The sequence below is a fragment of the Pseudomonas sp. MPFS genome (genome assembly GCF_022537035.1).
In the GTDB taxonomy this organism is placed as follows: domain Bacteria; phylum Pseudomonadota; class Gammaproteobacteria; order Pseudomonadales; family Pseudomonadaceae; genus Aquipseudomonas; species Aquipseudomonas sessilinigenes.
In genome coordinates this window covers 6,184,595-6,200,194 of record NZ_CP066123.1, presented here as the reverse complement: position 1 = coordinate 6,200,194, position 15,600 = coordinate 6,184,595, and the positions used below count along the sequence as shown (strand labels likewise).

General features: G+C 63.3%; 13 protein-coding genes. 4 read left to right on the top strand and 9 right to left on the bottom strand.

Going from position 1 to position 15,600, the window contains the following annotated elements:
* Positions 1–3: 3 nt before the first annotated feature.
* The 5 genes from lnt to miaB all read right to left on the bottom strand — a co-directional run bounded on the left by lnt (position 4) and on the right by miaB (position 5,588).
* Entirely contained in the window at positions 4–1,527 is a 1,524-nt protein-coding gene (gene lnt, locus I9018_RS28465) for an apolipoprotein N-acyltransferase (RefSeq protein WP_241110206.1), read from the bottom strand.
* Between the two features lie 190 nt (positions 1,528–1,717).
* Complete coding sequence (locus I9018_RS28460; RefSeq protein ID WP_068579604.1) at positions 1,718–2,557, bottom strand: HlyC/CorC family transporter; 840 nt, start codon at positions 2,555–2,557, stop codon at positions 1,718–1,720.
* 43 nt (positions 2,558–2,600) lie between these two features.
* Complete coding sequence (gene ybeY, locus I9018_RS28455; protein ID WP_241108097.1) at positions 2,601–3,059, bottom strand: rRNA maturation RNase YbeY; 459 nt, start codon at positions 3,057–3,059, stop codon at positions 2,601–2,603.
* Entirely contained in the window at positions 3,052–4,071 is a 1,020-nt protein-coding gene (locus I9018_RS28450) for a PhoH family protein (protein ID WP_068579607.1), read from the bottom strand. Before I9018_RS28450 ends, ybeY begins: the two co-directional genes overlap by 8 nt.
* 188 nt (positions 4,072–4,259) lie before the next feature.
* Positions 4,260–5,588, bottom strand: a complete 1,329-nt coding sequence (gene miaB, locus I9018_RS28445; protein ID WP_068579610.1) for a tRNA (N6-isopentenyl adenosine(37)-C2)-methylthiotransferase MiaB — start codon at positions 5,586–5,588, stop codon at positions 4,260–4,262.
* Positions 5,589–5,721: 133 nt separating this feature from the next.
* Between miaB and I9018_RS28440 the strand changes: the two genes are divergently transcribed.
* Positions 5,722–6,048, top strand: coding sequence for a DUF1820 family protein (locus tag I9018_RS28440; RefSeq protein ID WP_007927079.1), 327 nt, complete (start codon positions 5,722–5,724; stop codon positions 6,046–6,048).
* 65 nt (positions 6,049–6,113) lie between these two features.
* On the opposite strand, the gene I9018_RS28435 is transcribed toward I9018_RS28440, so the two are convergent.
* The 4 genes from I9018_RS28435 to I9018_RS28420 all read right to left on the bottom strand — a co-directional run bounded on the left by I9018_RS28435 (position 6,114) and on the right by I9018_RS28420 (position 9,632).
* On the bottom strand, positions 6,114–6,668 hold the full coding sequence (locus I9018_RS28435; RefSeq protein WP_068579613.1) for a tetratricopeptide repeat protein: 555 nt from the start codon (positions 6,666–6,668) through the stop codon (positions 6,114–6,116).
* Positions 6,669–6,888: 220 nt separating this feature from the next.
* Positions 6,889–8,172: a glutamate-1-semialdehyde 2,1-aminomutase gene (hemL, locus tag I9018_RS28430; protein WP_241108096.1), complete on the bottom strand. Its 1,284-nt coding sequence runs from the start codon at positions 8,170–8,172 to the stop codon at positions 6,889–6,891.
* Positions 8,173–8,192: 20 nt separating this feature from the next.
* Complete coding sequence (thiE, locus tag I9018_RS28425; protein ID WP_241108095.1) at positions 8,193–8,816, bottom strand: thiamine phosphate synthase; 624 nt, start codon at positions 8,814–8,816, stop codon at positions 8,193–8,195.
* An 18-nt stretch (positions 8,817–8,834) separates the two neighbouring features.
* A complete protein-coding gene (locus I9018_RS28420; protein ID WP_241108094.1) occupies positions 8,835–9,632 on the bottom strand; it encodes a hydroxymethylpyrimidine/phosphomethylpyrimidine kinase in 798 nt (265 codons plus the stop codon).
* Positions 9,633–9,912: 280 nt separating this feature from the next.
* Between I9018_RS28420 and I9018_RS28415 the strand changes: the two genes are divergently transcribed.
* From I9018_RS28415 to amn, 3 genes are all read left to right on the top strand, one after another.
* Entirely contained in the window at positions 9,913–12,279 is a 2,367-nt protein-coding gene (locus I9018_RS28415; RefSeq protein ID WP_241108093.1) for a hybrid sensor histidine kinase/response regulator, read from the top strand.
* A 73-nt stretch (positions 12,280–12,352) separates the two neighbouring features.
* Positions 12,353–14,005 (top strand): acyl-CoA dehydrogenase family protein, encoded by a 1,653-nt coding sequence (locus tag I9018_RS28410; protein WP_241108092.1) that lies wholly within the window; start codon positions 12,353–12,355, stop codon positions 14,003–14,005.
* Between the two features lie 76 nt (positions 14,006–14,081).
* On the top strand, positions 14,082–15,578 hold the full coding sequence (amn, locus tag I9018_RS28405) for an AMP nucleosidase (RefSeq protein WP_241108091.1): 1,497 nt from the start codon (positions 14,082–14,084) through the stop codon (positions 15,576–15,578).
* Positions 15,579–15,600 lie beyond the last annotated feature (22 nt).

Below are 15,600 nucleotides of genomic sequence, written 5' to 3'. Positions count from 1 at the left end.
GTATCAGACGGTCTTGGCGATGCGGCTGGCCAGCAGCGCCCAGCCAAACAGCAGGGCGCACAGCACGATCAGTGGCCACGAGCGCCAATGCAGGTAGGGCGTCAGGTTGTGCATGGGCACGACTTCGCCGTAGAGGATGCCGCGTTCGAACTGGGGGATCTGCACGGTGATCTTGCCGAATGGATCGATCAGGCCGGTAACGCCGTTATTGGTAGCGCGGATCATCCAGCGACCAGCCTCCAGGGCCCGCATCTGGGCCATTTGCAGATGTTGCAAGGGGCCGATGGAGGTGCCGAACCAAGTGTCGTTGCTGATGGTCAGCAACAGGTCGCTGCGAGCGGACAGGCCAGCGGCGAACTCGGGATAGACCACTTCGTAGCAGATGAATGGCGCAATCTGATAGCCCTTGGCCTGCAGCAATGGCTGGTCGGCTGGACCGCGGGCGAAGTCGGACATTGGCAGGTCGAAGAAGTCGATCAGCCCACGCAGCACCTCTTGTAGCGGTACGTACTCGCCGAAGGGCACCAGTTTTTGCTTGAGGTAGGTGCCATCACCTTCGCCGGTGACGGTGACGCCATTGAAAAAGCGTTTCTCATGGTGCACCAGCTGGCGTACCGGAACCCCGGTAATCAGCGCGGAGTGACGATCGGCGGCAAAGTTGCCCATCATCGCCAGGTAGCCTTCGGCGGACTCCTTGAGCACGGGCACGGCGGTTTCCGGCCAGACCAGCAGATCCACGCGCTTGCTGCTCATGCTCATGTCGCGGTACAGCGCCAGCTGGGCGTTGAGCTGCGCCGGGTCCCACTTCATGCTTTGCTCGATATTGCCCTGGATGGCCGCTACCGACAGCGGGTCTCCCGATGGGCTGGTCCAGGCATGGCCCTTGAGCGCCAGGCCGATTGCCCAGGGCGCTGCCAGCAGCACCAGGCCGGCGGCGATGAACCCCTTGCGTCCATTCCTGGCCAGGCGTGGCAGGTTATAGAGCAGCGCGGCAGTCAGGGCCAGGGCAAAGGAAATCAGCCAGATACCGCCCAGGGGCGCCAATCCAGCCAGCGGGCCGTCGAGCTGGCTGTAACCAGAGTAGAGCCAGGGGAAACCGGTGAGGAACCAGCCGCGGAAGGCTTCCTGCCCCACCCATAGGGCGGCGAATGCCAGGGCGTCGGCCAGAGGCGCTTCGTTGCGCCGTAGCCAGCGGGCCCAGAGCCAGGCGGGCAGGGCGAAGAACCAGGCAATGGCGGCGATGAACGCCAGCATCAGCAGGCCGGCAAGCAAGGCTGAAGCGCCACCGTAGGTATGAATGCTGACGTAGATCCAGCTGGTGCCGGCGCCGAACAGGCCGAAGCCGAAGCACCAGCCTCGACCCAGCGCCTGGCGCGGAGTCAGTTCCCGCAGGCCGGCGTAGAACAAGCCGACTGCCAGCAGTGCCAGCGGCCAGATATCGTAGGGGGCCAGGGCCAGGGTGGTAATCGCGCCAGCGACCATGGCCAGTAGGTTGCCGGGCCAGCCGGGGCGTGTCGAGCACTGCAAGAGGCGTTTCATCAGCTCTTTCCTGTTTCGCGTCGGGCATGGCGCGAGGAGTGGGTTCGGGTTGATTCGGATGAGCGTCGAGACACGCAGCACTCCACGACCGACCTGCCCCGCAAGATCAGCACCCCAAGGCCGGTTTTTCGGGCTTGGGGCGCTGGTCCATGCGGGGCAGGTCGGTGACCTCTGTTCCTCAGCGGGAAACGGGGGTCAGGCGCAGTAGATGGATCCGTCGGCTATCGGCATTGAGTACGCGGAAGCGATAGGCGCCGATTTCAGTGATTTCGTTGCGTTTTGGCAAGTGGCCGAAGGCACTCATTACCAGGCCGCCCACGGTATCGAACTCGTCATCGGAGAAGTCACTGTCGAAAAACTCGTTGAAGTTCTCGATCGGTGTCAGCGCCTTGATCAGGAAGTCGCCGCTGGGCAGGGGCTTGATGTAGCTGTCCTCCTCGACGTCATGCTCGTCCTCGATGTCGCCGACGATCTGCTCCAGCACGTCCTCGATGGTCACCAGGCCCGCCACGCCGCCGTATTCGTCGATGACGATGGCCATGTGGTTATGGTTGGCGCGGAACTCGCGCAGCAGCACGTTCAGGCGCTTGGACTCCGGCACGAAGGTGGCCGGGCGCAGCAGGTCCTTGATGTTGAAGCTGTCGCCGTTCTCCTTGAGGATCAACGGCAGCAGGTCCTTGGCCAGGAGGACGCCCATCACGTCGTCATGGCTTTCGCCGATCACCGGGTAGCGCGAGTGCGCAGAGTCGATGACCGCGGGCAGGAATTCCCGAGGGGTCTGGGTCGCCTTGATGCTGATCATCTGCGAGCGCGGGACCATGATGTCCCGGACTTGCAGGTCAGCCACCTGGATGGCGCCTTCGACGATGGCCAGCGCTTCGCTGTCCAGCAATTTGTTCTGATGGGCTTCGCGCAGCAGCTCCAGCAGCTCCTGGCGGTTTTTCGGCTCATGGGCAAAAGCCTGGGTCAGTTTGCCCAGCCATGACTTTTGCCCGTTGCTCGATCGATCTTCGCTCATAGCGATTGCTCTGAATCCTTAGGTTGTTACAAGTGGATGTTGATCAGTCTTCGTCATCGGCATAAGGGTCGGGATGACCCAATTCTGCAAGCAACGTTCGTTCCAGCGCTTCCATTTCCTCGGCTTCGTCGTCATCTATGTGGTCGTAGCCCAGCAGATGCAAGCAGCCGTGGATCACCAGGTGGGCCCAATGGGCCTCGAGTGCCTTGCCTTGCTCGGCCGCTTCACGCTCGACCACCGGAATGCAGATCACCAGGTCACCCAGCAGTGGGATATCCAGCAGTTCATCCGGCACTTCCGCGGGAAATGACAGCACATTGGTGGCGTAATCTTTATGACGCCAGGTGTGGTTCAGCTCGCGGCCTTCGGCTTCGTCCACCAGGCGGATGGTCAGTTCCGAATCGGCGGTGCGTTGGCGCAGGGCCAGCTCGCACCACTGGCGAAACTGTTCATCGCTGGGGGCCGGCTGTTGGCTGGCGCGCTGCAGGTCGAGCTCAAGCATCGTGGCGGTTGCCCCTGTCGGCAGCGGTCTTGGCGGCTTCGTCGGCGCTGAGCAGTTCAAAGCGCTCGTAGGCTTCGACGATGCGTTGCACCAGTGGATGGCGCACCACGTCCTTGGGCATGAAATGAGTGAAGCTGATTCCCGGTACGTCGCCAAGCACCTTGATCACATGGGCCAGGCCAGACTTGGTGCCCTTGGGCAGGTCGACCTGGGTGATGTCGCCGGTGATCACCGCGGTGGAGCCGAAGCCGATCCGGGTGAGGAACATCTTCATTTGTTCCACGGTGGTGTTCTGGCTTTCGTCGAGGATGATGAAGCTGTTGTTCAGGGTACGGCCGCGCATGTAGGCCAAGGGCGCGATCTCGATGACCTGGCGCTCGATCAGCTTGGCCACATGCTCGAAACCGAGCATTTCATACAGCGCGTCGTATAGGGGGCGCAGATACGGGTCGATCTTCTGTGCCAGGTCGCCCGGCAGAAAGCCCAGCTTCTCGCCAGCTTCCACCGCCGGGCGGACCAGCAGGATGCGGCGCACCTGCTCGCGCTCCAGGGCATCCACTGCACAGGCTACGGCCAGGTAGGTCTTGCCGGTGCCGGCCGGGCCGATGCCGAAGTTGATGTCGTTGGCCAGGATTTCCTTGACGTAGCGCTGCTGGTTCAGGCCACGGGGACGGATCATGCCCTTGCGAGTGCGCAGGGCCACCGCGGCATCGGCCACCGAAGGATTGTCCAGCTGTTCCACGGCCGACTCCTGGAGGAACAGGTGCACCAGGTCCGGCGACAGCTCGGTACCCTTGGTTTCCCGGTACAGGCGGCGCAGGAGGTTTTCCGCGGAGGTGGTGTGCTTGGGTTCGCCGATCAGTTCGAACTGGTTGCCGCGATTGCGGATCTCGATCGTCAGGCGCTGCTCGATCAAGCGCAAATGCTCGTCGAACTGCCCGCACAGATTGGCGAAGCGGCGAGCCTCGAAAGGCTCGAGGATGAAACGATGAGGTTCTATGGGTGCGTTCAAGGTCGTTTTTAGCCGCCCAACGGCAATTAAGATGAATTCAAGGATAACGCCAGCAGCCTGGGTGCGAAAGCTCTTATGCGCCGCGGTGGTTGCTGGCGTCTTTCTCCTGTGTTCGACCGATGGAGCCTGGTGCCTCGAAGAGTGCGTGCACTGGAGAGCCAGCTCCGTCCAGGGTCGGGGTCATGGTTTTACGATAGCAGCGAGCCACGCAGTGAGTGAGGCTGCGCCGAGTCGATGTGGACATCGGCGAACTGGCCGATCAGCTTGGGATCATCGCAGCGGAAGTTGACGATTCGATTGTTCTCGGTCCGCCCCTGCAGTTCACCCGGGTCCTTCTTCGAGTAGTCGGTTACCAGGATGCGCTGGGTCGAGCCGACCATCTGTCGGCTGATTTCAAACCCCTGCTGGTTCAGTCGGTGCTGCAAGGCATTGAGGCGCTCTTTCTTCAGTGCCTCGGGAGTATCGTCCGCCAGGTCGGCGGCCGGAGTCCCCGGGCGCTGGCTGTAGACGAAGGAGTAGGAAAAATCGAAGCCCACATCTTCGATGAGCTTCATGGTCTGCTGGAAGTCCTTCTCGGTCTCGCCGGGGAAGCCGACGATGAAGTCCGAGCTGATGCAGATCCCCGGTACCGCAGCGCGCAGCTTGCGCAACTTGGACTTGTACTCCAGGGCGGTATGGTTGCGTTTCATCGCCGCCAGGATACGGTCGGAGCCCGACTGGACCGGCAGGTGCAGGTGTTTCACCAGTTCCGGCACTTCGGCGTGGGCCTGGATCAGGCTGTCGGAGAACTCCAGGGGATGCGAGGTGGTGTAGCGGATCCGCTCGATGCCATCGACGGCGGCCACCACGCGGATCAGTTCGGCCAGGTCCGCCGTACGCCCTTCATGGGTCTGGCCGCGGTAGCCATTGACGTTCTGGCCCAGCAGGGTGACCTCGCGGACGCCGTTTTCCGCCAGGTGGATGATCTCGGCGATCACGTCGTCGAAGGGCCGGCTGACTTCCTCGCCACGGGTGTAGGGCACCACGCAGAAGGTGCAGTATTTGCTGCAACCTTCCATCACCGAGACATAGGCACTGGGGCCGTCGATCCGTGGCTCGGGCAAGTGGTCGAACTTCTCGATCTCAGGGAACGAGACATCCACCTGCGGTAGCTTGGTGACGCGGGCGATATCGATCATTTCCGGCAGGCGGTGCAGGGTCTGTGGGCCGAAGACCACGTCAACGTAGGGTGCCCGATCGCGAATGGCCGCGCCTTCCTGGCTGGCCACGCAGCCGCCCACGGCGATCACCATTTCCGGGTTGGCCAGTTTCAGCTCGCGCCAACGCCCCAGTTGGGAGTAGACCCGGTCCTGGGCGCGTTCGCGGATGGAGCAGGTGTTGAGCAGGATGACGTCCGCGTCTTCGGCACGAGCCGTGACTTCCAGGGCCTGGTGTTCACCCAGCAGATCCACCATGCGCGAGCTGTCGTACTCGTTCATCTGGCAACCGTGGGTTTCGATGTAAAGCTTCTTGGCCATGGACGGGTCATCACGTGATTCAAAGAACCGCGCATTATAGGGGCCATGCCTACAGGTTCCTAGGGTTGTGCATCGGGTAGCTATGCTATAGTTCGCGCCCCTTTTTTATCCCCCGATGTACTACCGGCCAACCATGACCAAACGCGAAGCTCCAATCTACAAGGTGATTTTCCTCAACCAGGGCCAGGTGTTCGAGATGTACGCCAAGCAGATCTATCAGAGCGATCTGTGGGGCTTCCTGGAGGTTGAGGAGTTCGTCTTTGGCGAGCGTACGCAGGTGGTGGTCGATCCCAGCGAAGAGAAGCTCAAGGCGCAGTTCGAAGGCGTGGTGCGCAGTTTCGTGCCGATGCATTCGATCGTGCGTATCGACGAAGTGGAGCGCCTGGGTACGCCAAAGATCAGTGAAGCCCGGGGCGTGAGCAACGTCATGCCATTCCCGATGCCGATGCCCGAGAAGTAACGTCGTTCGATAGCGCTTGCGCAAGCGCCTGTCTTTCTTTGCCGGCCAATGGCTGGCAAGGGTTGTCAGGGCAGGGGGGAGAAGGGCGAACGCCCATCGGCGCTCTGCAGTTCGAGCAGGTATTTGCGAAAGATCTGACCCAATACCTGGGTGGCGACTTCCAGCTCGTCGCGCTGCATGTGCTCGGCGACTTCATCGGCAGTATCCAGGGCATCCTCGGCGCCATTGACCGCCGCCATCTTCAAGACGATGTAGGCCTGGACGTTGTTGGCCGGTACGCCTTCGCCATGGAAGAACATGGTGCCCAGCTTGAACTGTGCCTGGGCATGGCCTTGCAGCGAGGCTTTCTCGAAGTAGCTCAGGGCCTGGTTGAGGTCGCGCGGCGTGGCTTTGCCTTCGTAGTAGAACTCGCCCAGCTCGTATTGCGCCTGTGCATCCCCTTCATCGGCGGCTTTCTGGCACGCAGCGAGCGCCTCGGCTTGTTCCTGGGCCTGGGGATCGAGAGTGCAGCGCCCCAGCGCAGGGATCAACAACGAGTTGCCGCCTGCTTGTGCGTGCGCGAGCAGGGGTTGAAGGAGCAACAGGCAGCCCAGTGTCAGGGCGCGGCCGGTGCGGTTCATGGGAATCGACTTACCTCTGAGGGGCGCGCGGCCCAGCGTGGGGCCCAATAAGCGCGCATTATGAAATAAGCAGGGCCCACCTTACAAAGTCTTTACTCGTTTTTCTGCTGCATGGGCGTGATATCTGCTGGTTTGTCCAGCATATCCCGGATTGACCGGGGCAATGCCTGTGTAAAGGCAGCGACGGGCACAGTCGATGGCTGCGCCCGCCGGCTAGCGCTTACTTGAGCGCGGCAAATGCGCGTTCCGCGGCATCCAGGGTCAGCTTCAGCTCGGTCTCGCCGTGGGCAATCGAGGTGAAGCCGGCTTCGAAGGCGCTTGGCGCCAGGTACACGCCACCTTCGAGCATCAGGTGGAAGAAACGCTTGAACAGATCGGCGTCGCTGGCCATCACATCGTCGAAGGTGACGATGTCGTCGGCGCCGCTGAAGTACAGGCCGAACATGCCGCCTGCCTGGGTGGTGACGAACGGGATGCCGGCGGCATCGGCGCGTTGTTGCAGGCCTTCGAGCAGGCGGCTGGTGTAGTCGCTCAGCTCGGCGTGGAAGCCCGGGCGGCTGATCAGTTTCAGCGTGGTCAGGCCGGCGGCCATGGCCAGTGGGTTACCCGACAGGGTGCCGGCCTGGTAGACCGGGCCCAGTGGGGCGATGCAACCCATGATCTCGCGCTTGCCACCGAAGCAGCCTACCGGCATGCCACCGCCGACGATCTTGCCGAAGGTCGACAGGTCGGGGGTGATGCCGTAGTGGCCCTGGGCGCCACCGAGCGCGACGCGAAAACCGGTCATCACTTCGTCGAAGATCAGCACCACGCCGTGTTTGTCGCACTGCTCGCGCAGGCCTTCGAGGAAGCCTGGCGCGGGAGGTACGCAGTTCATGTTGCCAGCCACCGGCTCGACGATGATGCAGGCCACGGTCTGGCCGACTTCGGCCAGGGTCTTCTCGACGGCGGCGATGTCGTTGAACGGCAGGGTCAGGGTGTGCTTGGCGAAGTCGGCCGGTACCCCGGCCGAGCTTGGCACGCCCTGGGTCAGCAGGCCGGAGCCGGCCTTGACCAACAGGCTGTCGGAGTGACCGTGGTAGCAGCCTTCGAACTTGATGATGGCGTCGCGGCCGGTGTAGCCACGGGCCAGGCGAATGGCGCTCATGGTGGCCTCGGTGCCCGAGCTGACCATGCGCACCATCTCCATGGACGGCACGATGGAGCACACCAGGTCGGCCATCTCGGTCTCCATGGCGGTCGGCGCGCCGTAGGACAGGCCGTGCTCCAGCTGCTTGCGTACGGCGTCCAGCACTTGCGGGTGGCTGTGGCCGAGGATCATCGGGCCCCAGGAGCCGACGTAGTCGACATAGCGCTTGTCATCTTCGTCGGTGACGTAGGCACCTTCGGCGTGCTTGAAGAACAGCGGGGTGCCACCCACGCTGCGAAAAGCGCGGACCGGCGAGTTGACGCCACCGGGGATGTGTTTCTGGGCGTTGGCGAACAATGTTTCGGAACGAGACATGGCAGGGCTCTCAAAAAGTTTCAAAGATCGAACAAGGCATTGAAGGCGCGGGCACGACGGGTCACCTGCTCGGCGCTGTCGGCGCCGAACAGCCCGTGGACCACCGCCAGCAGGTCGGCGCCATGGCTGACCAGCGGTGCGGCGTTATCCAGGGTGATGCCGCCGATCGCGCAGATCGGCAATTGCAGGCTGGCCCGGGCCTGGTCCAACAGCTCGAGGCTGGCAGCAGGTGCGCCGGGTTTGGTGGTGGAATTGAAGAAGCGGCCGAAGGCGACGTAACTGGCACCTTCGCGGGCCGCTTGCTCGGCCAGCTCCAACTGGCTGTGGCAGGTGGCGCCGATGATCGCCTGGCGTCCCAGCAGGGACCGCGCCGGGGTCAGCGGGCCGTCGGTCTGGCCCAGGTGCACGCCGGCACCGATGCGCGCGGCCAGCTCGGCGTCGTCGTTGATGATCAGGCGGGTCTTGTAGCGCTCGCAGAGGCCGAGCAGGGCCTCGGCCTCCCGCAGGCGTCGGGCTTGATCGGTACTCTTGTCGCGATACTGCAACAGGGTGACGCCACCCTCGAGCGCGGCCTCCACGTATTCCAGGAGCTTGCCAGCCATCAGCTGGCTGTCGGTGATGGCGTATAGACCACGTAGCTTCATTGGGCGGGCCTCAGGGCATTACGAGCAGAAATCCAATGGCAAGCGGCGCGGGACGAATTGACCGCGGCCCAGTTGTTCGGCGTCGCGCAAGGTACGCCAGGTGTAGTCCAGGGCTGTCTGTACCGCGCTGGCCAGATGCTCGCCCTGGGCCAGGCGGCCGGCGAGGGCGCTGGCCAGGGTACAACCGGAGCCGTGGTAGCTGCCGGGCAGGCGCTGGCAGGTATAGGTTTCGCGCAGGCCGTCGCGGCCGTACAGGCGGTTGTGCACTTCGTGTTCGTCGCCGTGGCCGCCGGTGATCAGCAGGTACTTGATGTAGGGCAGGAGTTTTTCGGCGCATTGGTCGGCGGTGCCTTCGGGCAGTTCCGCCAGGATCCGGGCTTCAGGGAGGTTGGGGGTGGCAACGGTCGCCAGGGGCAACAAGCGCTCGCGCATGGCGTAGCCCACTTCATCCTTGCCCAGGCGGCCACCGCCGCCGGCGCGCAACACCGGATCGCAGACCAGTGGCAGGTGCGGGTGCGCCTGGAGCAGTTCGACCACGGTGTCGACTATCTCCAGGGAACCGAGCATGCCCAGCTTGACCGCGGCGACGGTGGAGTCGTTGAGCACGGCATTGGCCTGGGCCAATACCCACTCGCGATCCAGGACGCGGAAATCGCTGACATTGACCGTGTCCTGCACGGTCAGGGCGGTGACAGCCGGAGCTGCGTGACAGCCCTGGGCCAGCAGGGCTTCGATATCTGCCTGCAAGCCGGCGCCGCCACTGGGGTCGTGGCCGGAGAGACAGAGGACAACGGGGCGGGAGCTGTAGATATTCATGGGCGGCGAGCTTACCACCAAACGCTTTGGAGCGCGGTGCTTGGCGTGGCGCTGGCGATATGGATCACGATCCTGACCGATGCAACAGCTCTAGCTCGCGCTATTGCGCTGAAACGCCCGTCCTAGAGCCTTTAACCTAAAATTTTCAATGGTGCTCAATGGCCATCAGCGGCTATGCTAGAGTGGATTCAAACCAATAACAGGTCATGCTGGTTGACGTCTACTCAAAGGGATATGGGGGACTTCCTGACACAACCGGACAAGCCACGCCGGGGCTTTAATGCGCTATTTGCTGATGTTGCTGTTGAGCTTGCCGATGCTGGCTGGTGCCGTCGAGTTCGACGAGTTCACTTCGCACCTGCCCCTGGGCCGAGTGATGCAAGTCCTGGAGGATGCCGGTGGCAAAGCCACGATCGCCGATGTCAGCTCAGGCCCCCTGGCCGCACTATTCAAGCCCCACGAAAAAGACACCCTCAATGCCGGCTATTCGCGTTCGGCGTTCTGGCTGAAGATCGATCTGGACTATCGCCCCGCGAACCCCGCAGCGCAACGCAGCTGGTTGCTGGAGCTGGCCTATCCGCCGCTGGATCGCCTGGACCTGTATCTTCCCGACGAAGCTGGCGGTTATCGCCTGGCCGGGCACACCGGCGATGCCTTGCCCTTCGACAGTCGGCAGATTCGCCAGAACAACTACCTGTTCCATCTGAATTTCTCGCCCCACGAACACAAGACCGTCTACCTGCGCCTGGCCAGTGAGGGGTCGATCCAGGCGCCGGTGAGCCTCTGGTCCAGCACCGCTTATCTCGAGGCACAGCCCATGCGGTTGTACGTGCTCGGGCTGATCTACGGGGTGTTGCTGGGCATGCTGGTATACAACCTGTTCATCTACCTCAGCGTCCGCGACACCAGCTACCTCTACTACATCGTCTATATCGCTTCTTTCGGTCTCTACCAGTTATCGGTCAATGGTGCTGCGGTGGAGTACTTCTGGCCCGACAACCCCTGGTGGGCCAACGCCGCGACACCTTTCTTCATCGGTTCTGCCGGCCTGTTCGGCAGCCAGTTCGCCCGTAGTTTCCTGCAAACGGCCCGGCATAGCCCCTGGGTCGATCGTGTCTTGCTGGCGCTGATGGCCTTCGGGGCCGTGGTCATGGCCCTGTCGCTGATGACCAGCTATGCCCTGGCGCTGCGCCTGGCCACGACCCTGGCCCTGGTCTTCACCGTGGTGATCTATGTGGCGGGAATCGTCGCCTGGTGCCGTGGCTTGCGAGTGGCGCGCTACTTCATCATCGCCTGGTCGGCCTTCCTGTTCGGAGGCGTGATCAACACACTGATGGTGCTGGGCTACCTGCCCAACGTATTCCTGACCATGTATGCCAGCCAGATCGGCTCGGCGATCGAGGTGGCACTGCTCTCCCTGGCCCTGGCCGACCGCATCAACTCGATGCGCGAGCAACAGGCCCAGACCCTGTTGGAGACCGGACAGAAACTGGAAGTGCTGAACCAGCAACTGGCCCACAGCAACCGGCTCAAGGATGAGTTCCTGGCCACCTTGACCCATGAACTGCGGACCCCGATGAACGGGGTCATCGGCTCCCTGGAGTTGATGCAGACCCTGGAGTTGGACCCGGAGCTTGAGCAATACCAGCAGACCGCCGCCGGCTCTGCACGGGACATGATGCGCATGGTCAATGGCATTCTGACCCTGACCGAGCTGCAGGCCGGCAAGCTCACGGCCCAACTCCAGCCATTCAGCCTGCGCTCGCTGTTGAGCACCCTGCAGACCCAGTTCGGTGCCAGTGCCGCCAACAAGTCCCTGTCTTTCCAGGTCGACCTGGGTGCGAACATGCCTGACCGCCTCCTGGGAGACCGCTGCAAGCTCAGTCATTGCCTGGAGTGCCTGCTGGAAAACGCGGTCAAGTTCACCCCTAGCGGTGGGGTGACCTTGCGAGTGATCAGCAGGCCTGCACGGGCAGGTCGAGTGAGCCTGATCTTCGAGGTGGTCGACAGCGGGATAGGTTTCGTCAATCTGGACGAGGCCACCTTGTACCAACGCTTCTTCCAGCTCGATGGCACCATGACCCGTGAATACGGTGGCCTGGGCATCGGCCTGGCGATCTGCCGGCAATTGGTGGAACTGCTGGGTGGGCAGTTGACCCATGAGTCCAGCCCTGGCCAGGGCAGTTGTTTCCGCCTGCATGTGGAGCTGGACTCCCAGGAGCCACTGGCTCGCGTCCCTGAGATTGCCCAGCGACGCCGCCCCCAGGATTGCACCGTGCTGCTGGTGGATGACAACGACGTCAATCAGTTGGTACTGCGAGGCATGCTGCTCAAGCTGGGGTACCGGGTGCGTACCGTTGCCGGGCCCACGGATGCCTTGCAGGCCCTGGGGCGCGAGGCTATCAGCGGGGTGCTGGTGGATGGCGATATCAGCACTGCCCAGCTGGGAGCATTTCGTCTTCAGGTCCAGGCGTTACCGGGTTATGCACACCTGCCGATTCTCTTGGCCTGTACGCCAGGCTCCGAGGGATGTGCCGCGGGTCTCGCCATCGATTACCTGGGCAAACCGGTGAAGTTCGAGGAGTTGCAGGCCGTGCTGGCCACATGCGTATTGCGCGTGGAACAGGGCGAAAGCGCCGACATTTAGGCGTATATGCCACTTTGTTCGGGCTGGGGTGGGTGCTTAACTGGGGCTTGGCACACCCTGAAGGAGCCCTGTGATGAACCTCCACCAGTTCGCTGAAACCCACGAAGTGACCAACCAGCCGCCTGCCCTGGATGGCGCCAATCTTTATCGGATCGACCTGCCGCTGCAACAATGGATGCGCCGGTTCGATGCCGGCTGGGCCGAGTCCCGGGTCGAGGCCTACGGGGCCCTGGCGGGCGGTCCGTTGATGGAAGCGGGGTTCCTGGCCAACCAGAACAAGCCGGTGTTCAACAGCCATGACCGCTTCGGCCACCGGGTCGACCTGGTGGAGTTCCACCCGGCCTACCATCAGCTGATGCAGGCGGCGATCGAGGGCGGCCTCACGTCCTTGCCCTGGACCCATCCCCAGCCTGGCGCCCACGTAGCGCGGGCCGCCATGACCTACCTGCACAGCCAGGCCGAGGCCGGCAGCGGCTGCCCGCTGACCATGACCTTCGCCTGTGTACCGGCCTTGAAGCTACAGCCGGATATCGCCGGGCAGTGGTTGCCGAAGATCCTCGCCACCGAGTACGACCCGCGCAACGTCGGCATGCAGCACAAGGCCGGGTTGACCATCGGCATGGCCATGACCGAGAAACAGGGCGGCACCGATGTGCGCGCCAACACCACCCGGGCCTACCCGGTAGGGGCCACGGGGCCGGGGCAGGCCTATGAGCTGGTCGGGCACAAGTGGTTCTGCTCGGCGCCGATGTGCGATGCCTTCCTAACCCTGGCCCAGACCGACAAGGGCCTGACCTGTTTCCTGCTGCCGCGCCATCGCCCGGATGACAGTCGCAACCAGTTCTATATCCAGCGCCTGAAGAACAAGCTGGGCAACCAATCCAATGCTTCCAGCGAAGTGGAGTTCCGTGGCGCCCTGGCTTGGATGGTGGGAGAGGAGGGTCGAGGGGTGCCGACCATCATCGAGATGGTGGCCATGACCCGCTTCGACTGCATGGTCGGTTCCAGCTCGCTGATGCGCCAGGCCCTGACCCAGGCCAGCCATCATTGTGCCCATCGCAGCGTCGGTGGCCGGGTGCTCGGCGAGCAGCCGCTGATGCAGAACGTGCTGGCCGACCTGGCCCTGGAGAGCGAGGCCGCCCTGGCCCTGAGCATGCGCATGGGCCGGGCCCTGGATCACCAGGACGATGCCCAGGAAGCGAAGTTCTCGCGCCTGGTGACGGCGGTGGGCAAGTACTGGATCTGCAAGCGGGCCCCGGCCATGATCAACGAAGCCGCCGAATGCATGGGCGGCGCCGGTTATGTCGAGGACAGCATCCTGCCGCGGCTGTACCGCGAGGCGCCGGTGAATTCCACCTGGGAAGGTTCCGGCAACGTCCAGTGCCTGGATGTGCTGCGGGCCCTGTCGAAGGAGCCAGGCGTGCTCGATGCGTTGTTCGCCGAGTTGGGCGATGGCCATGGCGACAAACACCTGGCCGCCCATATCGCCGGGTTGAAGGCGGGTTTCAAGGACACCGATGATATCCAGTACCGCGCTCGCCAGCTGACCGAGGACATTGCCCTGGGCCTGCAGGCCAAGCTACTGCTGGAGGCCGGCAATCAGGTGGTCGCCGATGCCTTCATCGCCAGTCGCCTGGGTGGCCAGTCCGGACGGGTCTACGGCACCCTGCCGCGTGGGCTGGACGTAGCCGCCATCGTTGCCCGCTCCACTCCACAGGGCTTCTGAGGCATGGCCGGGGTCGGTTCGCCGGCCCCGACTGTGATACCACTGTTCCCGTGGGACGAGGTTGCAGGCAAGATGGATGCCTGCAATATCAGAACACAGGGTGCTCATCGTGACCGAAGCTTTTATTGTCGTTCAATCCGCCGAACAAGCCGTGGACCGGCTGGCTGCTCTGCACGAGCGGGCCACCACGGCGCTGAGCCAGGCGCTCAAGCGTTACCTCAAGGACCGCGTCGAACCGGATGCCGAACAACGAGCGTTGTTCCGCTACCCCGAGCTGCGCCTGACCTACCACTGCCAGGGCGAAGTACCCCAGACCACCCGGGCCTATGCCAAGGTCCAGCTGCCGGGTACCTACAGTGTCACCGTCACTCACCCTGCGGCCTTTCGCAATTACCTGCTCGAGCAGCTGGTGCCGTTGATGCACGATTTCACCGTGACGGTGGAAGTGGGTGTCAGCGAGCAGAACATTCCCTATCCCTATGTCGTCGAGCAGGGCGATGAGCTGGCTGGCTCCGGTGTAACTGCCGCGGCCCTGGCCCGGGTCTTCCCGAGCACCGACCTGTCGGCCGCCACCGATGGCATCGCCGATGGCCTCTACGACTGGGAAAACACCGACCCGCTGCCCCTGGCGCTGTTCGATGCCGCGCGGGTGGATTTTTCCCTGCGTCGCCTGGTGCACTACACCGGCAGCGACTGGCGTCATGTGCAGCCGTGGATTCTGCTGACCAACTACCATCGCTATGTCGATCAGTTCATCGTCCATGGCCTGGAGCAGCTGCGCACCGACCCGCGTTTCGTGCGCATGGTCTTGCCGGGCAACGTGATCATCGAGAAGGGCATGGACCACGGCGAGGCCTCGGCCATTGCCGCCGGCGTGGTCTGGCACCGCTACCAGATGCCGGCCTACCACCTGCAGGCCAGCGATGGCCACGGCGTGACCCTGGTGAACATCGGGGTCGGTCCGTCCAATGCCAAGAACATCACCGACCACCTGGCGGTACTGCGTCCTCATTGCTGGCTGATGATTGGCCATTGCGGCGGCCTGCGGCAGTCCCAGACCATTGGCGACTACGTGCTGGCCCACGCCTACATGCGCCGCGACGGCATTCTCGATCGCGTGGTGCCGCCGAATATCCCGATTCCAGCCCTGGCCGAGGTCCAGCTGGCGCTGCAACAAGCGGCGGCCAATGTCACGGGGGAGAAGGGCGAGCAACTCAAGAAGCGCCTGCGCACCGGCACCGTGCTGACCTACGACGACCGCAACTGGGAATTGCGCTGGGCCGAGGAGCGGCCGCTGATCAACCTGTCCCGGGCCGTGGCGGTGGATATGGAGAGCGGCACCATCGCCGCCCAGGGCTATCGCCTGCGGGTGCCCTACGGCACCTTGCTGTGTGTCTCGGACAAGCCCCTGCACAGCGAGATCAAGCTGCCGGGATCGGCCAACGCTTTCTATGAGCGCGCAGTCAGCCAGCACCTGAAGATCGGCATCGAGGCCGTGGACCTGCTGCGCAGCGAGCTCAATTCCCTGCACTCGCGCAAACTGCGCAGCTTCGACGAGCCGCCGTTCCGCTGACACCTCGCCCCATGGTCATTTG

What these genes read in the sequence shown, in the direction of transcription:
- I9018_RS28460 (WP_068579604.1), bottom strand. Translation starts at nt 2,557, where the DNA reads ATGAGCGAAGATCGATCGAGCAACGGGCAAAAGTCATGGCTGGGCAAA.
- ybeY (WP_241108097.1), bottom strand. Translation starts at nt 3,059, where the DNA reads ATGCTTGAGCTCGACCTGCAGCGCGCCAGCCAACAGCCGGCCCCCAGC.
- miaB (WP_068579610.1), bottom strand. Translation starts at nt 5,588, where the DNA reads ATGGCCAAGAAGCTTTACATCGAAACCCACGGTTGCCAGATGAACGAG.
- I9018_RS28440 (WP_007927079.1), top strand. Translation starts at nt 5,722, where the DNA reads ATGACCAAACGCGAAGCTCCAATCTACAAGGTGATTTTCCTCAACCAG.
- I9018_RS28435 (WP_068579613.1), bottom strand. Translation starts at nt 6,668, where the DNA reads ATGAACCGCACCGGCCGCGCCCTGACACTGGGCTGCCTGTTGCTCCTT.
- hemL (WP_241108096.1), bottom strand. Translation starts at nt 8,172, where the DNA reads ATGTCTCGTTCCGAAACATTGTTCGCCAACGCCCAGAAACACATCCCC.
- thiE (WP_241108095.1), bottom strand. Translation starts at nt 8,816, where the DNA reads ATGAAGCTACGTGGTCTATACGCCATCACCGACAGCCAGCTGATGGCT.
- I9018_RS28420 (WP_241108094.1), bottom strand. Translation starts at nt 9,632, where the DNA reads ATGAATATCTACAGCTCCCGCCCCGTTGTCCTCTGTCTCTCCGGCCAC.
- I9018_RS28415 (WP_241108093.1), top strand. Translation starts at nt 9,913, where the DNA reads ATGCGCTATTTGCTGATGTTGCTGTTGAGCTTGCCGATGCTGGCTGGT.
- I9018_RS28410 (WP_241108092.1), top strand. Translation starts at nt 12,353, where the DNA reads ATGAACCTCCACCAGTTCGCTGAAACCCACGAAGTGACCAACCAGCCG.
- amn (WP_241108091.1), top strand. Translation starts at nt 14,082, where the DNA reads ATGCCTGCAATATCAGAACACAGGGTGCTCATCGTGACCGAAGCTTTT.